7 protein-coding genes are annotated in these 9,215 nt (G+C 61.1%); 4 read left to right on the top strand and 3 right to left on the bottom strand.

All coding sequences use genetic code 11. The annotated features are described in order from the left end of the window. The first annotated feature begins 230 nt into the window (after window positions 1–230). The gene (locus tag HMPREF2912_RS02750) at window positions 231–1,004 is read left to right on the top strand and encodes a hypothetical protein (protein ID WP_083303761.1); all 774 of its coding nucleotides are present in this window, start codon (window positions 231–233) and stop codon (window positions 1,002–1,004) included. 101 nt (window positions 1,005–1,105) lie between these two features. Then, window positions 1,106–1,708 carry a zinc metalloprotease gene (locus HMPREF2912_RS02745; protein WP_070520298.1) on the top strand — a complete coding sequence of 201 codons (603 nt, stop codon included), beginning with the start codon at window positions 1,106–1,108 and terminating at the stop codon, window positions 1,706–1,708. Between the two features lies 1 nt (window position 1,709). On the opposite strand, the gene HMPREF2912_RS02740 is transcribed toward HMPREF2912_RS02745, so the two are convergent. Both HMPREF2912_RS02740 and HMPREF2912_RS02735 read right to left on the bottom strand, forming a co-directional pair. After that, complete coding sequence (locus HMPREF2912_RS02740; protein WP_070624713.1) at window positions 1,710–2,552, bottom strand: PrsW family intramembrane metalloprotease; 843 nt, start codon at window positions 2,550–2,552, stop codon at window positions 1,710–1,712. Further along, on the bottom strand, window positions 2,549–3,040 hold the full coding sequence (locus HMPREF2912_RS02735; RefSeq protein WP_070520291.1) for a hypothetical protein: 492 nt from the start codon (window positions 3,038–3,040) through the stop codon (window positions 2,549–2,551). Before HMPREF2912_RS02735 ends, HMPREF2912_RS02740 begins: the two co-directional genes overlap by 4 nt. A gap of 42 nt (window positions 3,041–3,082) precedes the next feature. Between HMPREF2912_RS02735 and HMPREF2912_RS02730 the strand changes: the two genes are divergently transcribed. Then, entirely contained in the window at window positions 3,083–4,999 is a 1,917-nt protein-coding gene (locus HMPREF2912_RS02730; protein ID WP_070683160.1) for a M13 family metallopeptidase, read from the top strand. Window positions 5,000–5,013: 14 nt separating this feature from the next. Continuing rightward, window positions 5,014–5,844 carry an alpha/beta hydrolase gene (locus tag HMPREF2912_RS02725; RefSeq protein WP_070683159.1) on the top strand — a complete coding sequence of 277 codons (831 nt, stop codon included), beginning with the start codon at window positions 5,014–5,016 and terminating at the stop codon, window positions 5,842–5,844. A gap of 3 nt (window positions 5,845–5,847) precedes the next feature. Here HMPREF2912_RS02725 and HMPREF2912_RS02720 read toward each other — a convergent pair whose 3' ends face one another. Continuing rightward, window positions 5,848–9,189, bottom strand: a complete 3,342-nt coding sequence (locus HMPREF2912_RS02720) for an arabinosyltransferase domain-containing protein (protein WP_070683158.1) — start codon at window positions 9,187–9,189, stop codon at window positions 5,848–5,850. Window positions 9,190–9,215 lie beyond the last annotated feature (26 nt).

Below are 9,215 nucleotides of genomic sequence, written 5' to 3'. Positions count from 1 at the left end.
TCACGACACTGCTACCAAATAGCCGGTCGCAACAAGGTGAATGTGCCTACTGATATTGCATTTACCCAGCCTTCCGCCGCTTTGAGCTTCGTTGGGAGGGGCTTGTTGGGTAAGAAGCTAATAAAATTACTGTTCGAACCCTAGCGTGGGGAAGGGTGCGCGCTGAATCCCTTGGGCAGCGGCGCTTATGTACCAATCAAGCCTGTTGAAGCTGTGGCTTGAGTTAATCTATGAAAGTGCTTAAACTCCGCTCCCTTATTGCTGGTCTTGCGCTAGCGACCGTCGCTGCGCCATCCGCCCAGGCCCTGACGTTTGATCCTGGAAAGGTTCCGCCACGCACTCAAATGACCGTGCGCTATGCCGACGGAAACTCGGTTTCCACTGGAAATGGCCACGAGTCTCGTCCTGCGCTATCCCTCGCGAAGCTGTACCTAGGAATGTGGGTCCTGAAATATGGCGCGCCGGAGGATAAAGCGCGGGTGGAAAACATGGTTCGCTTCTCTGAGGATGGCACCGCTAGCGATCTGGAGCGGAAGTATCCGCAGGCCATACCTTCCATCATCGGGGAATATCGCTTGGGGGAGACCCATCACAACGGTTACTGGGGCAATACCACGACGTCGACGGAGGATCTCGCTCGCTTTATTGGGGTGATATCTGGTGACCCAGTTGCTGCACCGCTCATGAAAGGTATGGCGACGGCAGCGCCTACGGCATCCGACGGATATCGTCAGGACTTCGGCACCGCGCGGATTCCGGGCATTATCGGAACGAAATTTGGGTGGTCGGATGACCGGCAGGTGCATGCGAGCGCTTCTTTCGGTCCTGGATATAGTGTGGCGGCAAATACCTATGGATCTCCCGCGGATCTCACCGCAGATGTGCTCGGCGCGGTGGAGGTACAGCCGCAAGCGCCGAGCTTGCCGACGCCCCCTCAGGACCTGCGCGATAGGGCGTGTGCGGAGCTGAAGCGCGCTGTGCCTAGTTCATCGCACGTGTGCTGATTGGCCACGGGTTTAGCTAAGTTTTACCTTTGCGGAAACTGAGAAATTAATATATTCTCGGCTACCAAATAAGCGGTTACTAACCCGAAAGGTATTTCCCTATGCGTAAGGCCCTGTCCATCGCGGCCATTGCTGTTGTTGCTTTGACCGTTGCCCCGTCGGCTTCGGCGAAGAGCGACCAAACTCGTTCGCTCATTTCCCCTGGCACCTGCACCTCCATCACCAAGTTGGCAAACGAAGGAAAGCCGGTTCCGGATCCGTCGATTCTGCACGATGCTGATTCCGTTCCTTCCTACTTCAAGAGCGGCGTGCTCAAGTACAAGGTGGCGGATAACTTCCCCTACCGCGAGCAGCTCGATGCCGCGGTAGCTGAGTGGAACGATGCTCTCGACGGCAAGGCTTCTCTGAAGGAAGTAGCGCCGTCCGAGGCCGATGATGACACCATCGCCATCATCTATAAGCCGGAGCCGAATGGTTACGTCCAGGGTACGGCCTACCCGGACCACGGGATGCTCTTCATCAAGGCGGCCACCGCTCAGTACCCAGAGGCGCTTCAGGGAACCATCGCTCACGAGCTCGGCCACATGATGGGAGCGGGCCACTCCTGCGCCCACGCCCTCATGGCCGGCGCAAACCAGAACCCCATTTCCTATCACGTAACTCCGCTTGACGCCGTGGCTGTCCTGCAGGGGCAGTTTGACTAATTCAGCGCAGGCTGGCTGAGCCGGGCGAGTGCGAGTAGGTATCGTCCGCCTTGGCTAGGCGGTGGGCGCGAAGCCCCAGGGTGATGACGATGGGGTAGAGGATGAGCGCGACCACGATGTACTGCGTGACCAGCTGCCATGTCTCATCCCACATGTAGTTCCACGCGAAATGGAGACAGAAGGAAACAAAAAGCGCGCCCACGCCCACTCCGAGGCGCCACCACCACGTTTTGTGGGCGGCGTAAATGGCCCAGCCGATGCCAAAGCCTGCGATGGCCGTCAGTGACATGTGTAGGCCTGGGCCCGCCACAAGGCGGAGCCCCCACATCTGCAGCATGCCAATCCAATCAGACGTCGGGTGCATGACGGCGCCGAGAGAAGCGTAGAGGACGTTTTCAAAGACCTCGAAACCCCAGCCCACAAGCGCGCCGACGATGAAACCATGCCAAGGGCGGTTGAGCTGGCGGAAACTGAGTAACACAAAAACCACGCCCAGCGCCTTGGCGAACTCCTCCGGATAAGCTCCGGCCCATGACATCATGGATTCTTCCCATCCCACGCCCTTGGTGAGGGAGCTGAACGGAAGTGCTGATAGGAGCGCCAAAGACACCGCGGTGCCGGCTCCCCACAGCACGCTGGCTGTGGCCCATCCCTTGGCAGGTGATGCCCACATTGGGCTCAAGCGCCATAGATACAGCCCCAGCGCCAAGAAAGCAAAGCCGATCAGCAGGCTTATTAGGCCCGGCAGCGGGGCAACGAGGAAAGCACCTAACAGGTTGATCAGAGCTGCAGGCAGGCAGATACCAATGATGACCCACAGCGCCACGCGGAAGATCTTGCTCACTTGAAGGCCTCCATAAACTGATCGGCGATTTCTTCTGGGTTTCCGTCTGAAAAGACGAGCTCGTAGTTGAGATCGTCCTTGGCCACGCTAAAGGCAACGACCGGGATGTATGTATACGTTCGCAGTACGAGGATGCCGTCTTGGTTTTCTACTTCTTCTTTCGGCATCGACCCGAAGGTCGTGGCGCGCACAGCTCGGCGCAGGGCCAGCTCGTCATCGTCGACATCAGAGGTGAGGTAGGCCTCGACCAAGGTATCGCCGCAATCCCACGCCTGGTTGGCCACGGAATCGTAGTTCACGCTGCATTCGACGCCGTCGATAGGCTGACGCCACTCAGGATCGTCGAGGACAACAGGCTCGGTTTCAGGATCGTGGTCCGGCAGCGCCAAGCTGAGGACGGCGGGCGTGCCGAGCACGAGGAGGGTCACCCCAAGCACAGCGAAAAACGGCCCCGTCATCTTCGCTGGCGGGAAACGATAAGAAGTCATGCACACCACACTAATGGGTACATCTGACATAGAGTGAAGTGCATGAAGGATCTGTATCAGTTTGTTAATGGCCCTTGGATTGAGTCCCACGTTATTCCCGATGACCGCGGTGTTGACGGGACTTTTCACGCGCTTCGCGACGAAGCCGAGGAACTCGTCCATGACATCGTTAAGGAAGACGAAGGCCGTCCGGGGATCGTGTATTCCTCCCACATGGACGTTGAGGGAGTGAACGCTGCGGGAACGGCGCCTTTGGCCGAAGATTTGGACAAGCTGGTGGCGGCGGACCCGGAAGAGCTGGCGCACAACCTGGGCGTGCTGGAGCGCGAGGGCGTCGGCGCCCCGGTTACCTTCTGGGTAGAAAAGGACTCCGGCTCCGAGGAGGCGGTGGCCTACATTATCCAGTCCGGCCTGGGCCTTCCAGATGAGGCTTATTACCGCGAGGAAGCCCACGCGGAGACGCTTGAGGCCTACGAGAAGCACGTCGCAGCGATGCTTGGATTCCTGGATCCGGCTCGCCTCTTCGGGCTGGGCGCGGAAGCGGCCGCTACGCGCATCGTGAATCTGGAAAAGGAAATTGCTGCAGGGCATTGGGATGTGGTGGCCTCGCGTGATGCGGTGAAGACGTATAACCCGGTGGACGTCGCCAAGCTGCCCAGCATCACCCGTGCCATCCTGCAGGGTGGGGGACTGCCCGAGCACCGTGCGGTAGCTATGATGCCGTCGTATTTTGAGCATCTGGAGGGTCTGTTTACCGCCGGCCGCATGGCGGATTGGCAGCTGTGGGCCACGTGGCACATTCTGCTGTCGCGCGCGCCGTACCTTACTGAGGAGATCGGCAGGAAGAATTTCGAGTTCTACGGAACCAAGCTTTCTGGCGCTACCGAGCAGCGTGACCGCTGGAAGCGCGCCGTGGGCCTGGCAGAGAACATGGTGGGCCAGGAGATTGGCAAGGTCTTCGTGGACAAGCACTTCCCGCCGTCTTCGAAGTCCGAGATGGATGAGCTGGTGGAGTACCTTACCGCCGCATACCGCGAGAGGATTTCGCAGCTGGAGTGGATGACCCCGGCTACTCGTGAGCGTGCGCTGGAGAAGCTCTCGCAGTTCAAGGCCAAGATTGGTTATCCGGAGACCTGGCGTGACTACTCCGACCTGGAGTTTTCTCCCAAGGGTGCGGACCTGGTGGCCAATGTGCGCGCAGGGAGTGCGTGGAGCCACGATTATGAGCTGGCCAAGATTGGCAAGCCGGCCGACCGCGACGAGTGGTTCGCAACCCCGCAGACGGTCAATGCCTTCTACAACCCAGTAGTCAATGACATCACCTTCCCGGCGGCGATTCTGCGCCCGCCCTTCTACAATCCGGACGCGGACGCGGCGGAGAACTTCGGTGCCATCGGCGCGGTGATTGGCCACGAGATTGGGCATGGCTTTGATGATCAGGGCTCGCAGTATGACGGCCAGGGCAACCTCAACTCCTGGTGGACGGATGAGGACCGCGCGGCCTTCGAGAAGCTGACCGCGAAGCTGGTGGACCAGTTCCAGGGACAGGTGCCGAAGGTGCTGGAGGGCACCGATTCCGCGGGTGTCAACGGTAGCTTCACCCTGGGTGAGAACATCGGTGACCTGGGTGGACTGGGTATTGCTGTGGTGGCCTACAAGAATTACTGCGCCGACAAGGGCCTGGACATCAACGGCCAGGTAGCGCCGTTTGAGGCCGAGGGCGCTGAGCCGGAATTGGCAAAGCACGAGTACACCGGTCTGCAGCGCTTCTTCCTGGCGTGGGCGCGCGTGTGGCGCACTGCTATTCGTCCGGAGATGGCCACGCAGTACTTGGCCATTGACCCGCACTCGCCGGCGGAGTTCCGCTGCAACATCATCGCGGAGAACATCGACGAATTCTACGAGGCTTTTGATGTCGAGGGTGGTCTTGTCCCAGAGGAGCGCGTCACCATCTGGTAGTACCCTTGGGGGCCATGAGTGAGTGGAATATCGGCGGCCAGGATCGCCAGCTAAGTCCAGAACAACAGCTCGAGCAGCTCTCCTCCTACATGGAGGTGCACTACCCGCTGCCGGATTTCCGCCCGCCGTGGGCCGGTGGAGGTTCGCCGGAGGCGGACCGCTATTGCGCGCTGCTGCCGGACCGTATCGTGCAGGCCTCCATGATGGTGCTGGGTTCCGCTGTGGATCACTCGCTACCCGGCACCGTTTTTACGGAAGGCGTGAGTGTTGAAGACTCTGAGGTGGGAGCGATTTTTAGGCCGTCAGAAGAGTCTGGTCGCTGGGCGGTGTCGCTGCACTCCGGCGGCTGGTGGCGCGGTGACGGCAAGGCACTAGAAATGCAATGGCGGCCCGAAGTTGCTGCCGCAGCGCAGTTGTCGGGCACGACGATCATCGATGTCGATTACCCGTTGGCGCCGGAGCACACCGTGGCGGAGATGGTCCAGTCGGTTCAGGCGGCCGTCGATTATGCCCGTGAGCATGGTGCCGAGCGCGTGACGGTGTGGGGATATTCCTCCGGTGGGGCGCTCGCAGCGCTGGTGCCTGCCGACGCCCTCCTCCTCACCTTCCCCGACTTTGGCGCGCTGGCCAAGCTGCCGGAGGAGATCCGCGGCGACTACGTCCTCGATGTTGAGAAGCTGCCGGGGCTGTATTCTGACATCTTGGTCCAGACCGCGGCGCAGGACGAGATTGCTGAGCGCGTGGAAATCCCCGGTGCACAGACTGCGGAGTACGTGTCCATGCACCGTATTTCGACCCCGGCCGTGGCGCGGCAGCGTATTAAAGATTCGGCCGAGTTTCTTTAATCCCTACTGCTCGCCCTCCGGGCGAATCTTCATCTCGGAGTTCTTCCACAGGCCGGAGCGCTGGATAATTTCTTGGTCGATATCTGCCTCGAGCGGGGCCTCGCCGCGGGAGTTGGTGCGCAGCTCATACTTTTCAATGGAGCCCCAGTCGCGCGCCCAATCATTGTTGAGGTAGCTCGGGATCTCATAGGAGTAGTTCACTGCCTCCGCGGTTGCCAGCGCACCACCACCGGAGAAGGACTGGAAGTCCGTGAGGGAGGTTTGTGCGGCGGCGTCGGGAAGAATGCGGAACTGCGGGATCTCGGTCACGCCGGCGTAGTGGTCGAAGGTGCGCTGGCAGGGGAACTGCAGGGCGACGGACCAGTCGAGGAGTGCCGGGGTAGAGGAATCGAACTGGGAGTTGATGGTGGCAAGCTCCGGGACGCGCGGCGGGGTAAACGCCATCCAATCGTCTTCATCGGTGGAATCGTCTACCGCGACGAGGCGCACAACGTTGGCCTCCTCTGGGAGCTCGTCTAGAGCAATGCGGAGGTTGCGCCATTTGGGGGTCGCGCCGACGTCGGAAAGCTCGGCCTCACCCTTGTTGGTGACCTTGCCATCCTTGAGTGTTCCGTACTCCAAGGTGAGCTCGGTGCCCTCCTGCTCCACTCCGTTGACGTCGTGGTGGTAAATCTTGCCGGCGGCAGCGACCGAGAGGACGGGGGTGTTTTCGCCAGGTTCCGGCAAGTTGTACCACTGGGTGGTGATGGTGGCGGTCGAGCGCTGCGATTCATCGTAGGAGCCCATGACCGGGACCTTCCGGTAATCCAAGTTGAACGGCAGGTGCATCTCGGAGCCGTTGACACCCAGGGTTCCGCGCACGCCGCCGGCGGAGGTGTCGGTGACTTCGGTTACTTTTTCTTCAGTTTCGGTCTCGGTTTGCTCGTTAGACGCAGCGGAGTCGTCACTGGTGGTGTTGGCAATAGCGCCTACCGACGCCGAGTTGAGGTTCTCCGGCTCAATATCTTCCTTGATCATATTGGGGCCGAAACCGAAGTTGTCCTCCTTCTTGTCAACGAGCGAGTCCTGGAATTCGCCCTCGACTGGCGTGAGGAAGGATTCGTTGGTGTTGGTCTCCATCATGGTGGAATCCGCCAGCGAGCAGGTATCGCCGCGCAGGGAAGCCAGGTTGCCCTTGCCCACGGAGTAGGAATCCGCCTGGGCCACGTAGCCCTTGGCAAAGGAGGCACACGAGAAGGCCACGATGATAATGCAGGCCGCCGCAATCGGTGCGGACATGACGCCCGCCCAGCGGGAGACCTTGGCGGCATTGGCGGCCTCGAATTCCTCGAGGGTGCCGGCGGCTTCGGCCTTGTTCTTGCGATAGCTGTGAACCAGGGACTGGTAGAGGCCAATCGCCAGGACCACCATGGCGATGGCCAGCACCACGGTGTTGGCCTCGATGCCCTTGAACTGCACGGTGCGGTCCCACCACGGGATGCCGAAGGAGGACACGTACCACCAGGCGTTCCAGCCACCCAGGGAGATGGCCAGGAGGAAGATCACCGCGGCGATGGAGAAGGTCCGGGCACGCGGGGAGCGCATGGCAATCTGGGAAAGGACCACCGAGCCGAGCGCGGCGATGACACCGGCGACACCGGCGTAAATGCCGAAGTGGTGCGTCCACTTCGTCGGCGTGAACATGAGGAAGAAGGCCGAGAGCGCCATGATGGCCAGCAGGCGCTTGGTGGGATCTGCCTCCGCACCGACGACGCGGTGGTCCTTGATGAAGGCATAGATGATGAGCGCCAAGCAGAAGAGCATGGTGAACATGGCAAAGCGGCGCGTCAGGGAGCCGTCCACGGAGGGCTCGAAGAGTGTGGAGTAGCGCACGAACTCCGAATACCACGGCAGGGACGGGCCGACCGCGGAACGCACGCGAGTGGATTCGAGGACCGACGCCAGCGTTTGGTCCCCGAAGGCAGCGACCATGACAGCGGTGCCACAGGCAAGGAACGGGGCAATGAGAGCTGCCCAGCCGACCTGGGGAGCGCGCTTGCCCATGATGCGGAACAGGGCGGGCAGGCAGACCAGGAAGATGCCCACTGCGGTGAGGCCGGTGGGGCCAGCGGCCAGGGTGATGGTGGCGATGATGGTGCCCACCGCCGCCGGAAGGAGGCGCTGGGTGGAGATGGCGCGCTCGAAAGAGGCCCACGTCAGCATGACGCCGAGGGCCACGATGGGCTCGGGGCGGATGCCGTTGTTATAGGGCAGCCAGAAAGCCAGGAACATGAACGCGGCGGTCCAGTGCGCCAGGCGGCGCTCGTTGACGCGAGCGCCGAAGCGCGGAAGCATCTCGCGCGACAAGATAAACCAGATGATGAGCGCTGAGATAAGCGCAGGCAGGCGCACGATGATGGACGCGCTGGAGAATTGCGCCAGCCATGCCACGAGGTCGTAGTACGGCGCGCCGAACGGGGCTTCGGGGACGCCGTACCAGCGGTAGTAGTTCGCCATATAGGTCGCGTGATCGGAAACGCGTCCCATGGTGAGGATGAAGCCATCATCGGAGGTATTAGCACCGAAGATGTACCACCAGCCGAGAACAGCCGCCACGACGCCATCGAGCGGGCGGATCTGCTTCCAAGTTTCGGGCATGAAGCCACGGCGTTTGCCATCGAGGCGGTCGATTCGCCACAGGCAGACCAGGCTGATCACCACCATGGCCAGGCCCAGCCACATGGCGATGAGCTTGAGCGGTGTCGGGGAGGAGGTGAACCGAGAGTTGATCTCCACGTGGATGCGGAGGTCGTCGCCAAGCTCGGCGAGGGCTTCCGGGGAATCGTCGATCTCGGTATAAACGCCGGTGACCTGAGGGCGGAGATCCTCCTCGGAGGTCTCTTTGTGCTTGCCCAAGGAGACGGTGGTGCCGTCACCGGTGGATTGGATGCGGAGCGTGGAGTCCTCAGGCAGCTTCGCCACCTGCTCGGCCGTGAGTGAGAAAATGACCTCATCGAGGCTGGTCACCGAGAGACCATCCTCGCCGGCGCGGACAAACATGCCGCGGTTGGAGGCCTTCTTGGACTCCGGGGGCACGGTGCCGTAGAGCAGGTCCTGGCCATCGCGCAGCTTATCGACGGCCTTCAGAGGGATCTCTGCATCGATCTCCTCCGGCGCCACCGAGATGAGCGGGGCGTTGATGGACTGCAGGGATCCCTGCTGGGGCCAATCGAAGGAAGATTGGGTTTGGTTCACCGGCAGCAGCGGCGTGGCCACAAAGCACAGGAAACCGATGAATCCAGCGATGATGGCGGTGATCCGCAGAGACTGCGGTGCTCGCAGTGAAGAGGTATTCCGATCTGACACGGCGATCAGTCTACGTCACCGCCATG

Source organism: Corynebacterium sp. HMSC056E09 (assembly GCF_001813425.1).
GTDB classification, from domain to species: domain Bacteria; phylum Actinomycetota; class Actinomycetes; order Mycobacteriales; family Mycobacteriaceae; genus Corynebacterium; species Corynebacterium hesseae.
This window is presented reverse-complemented; position numbering and strand designations above follow the sequence as displayed.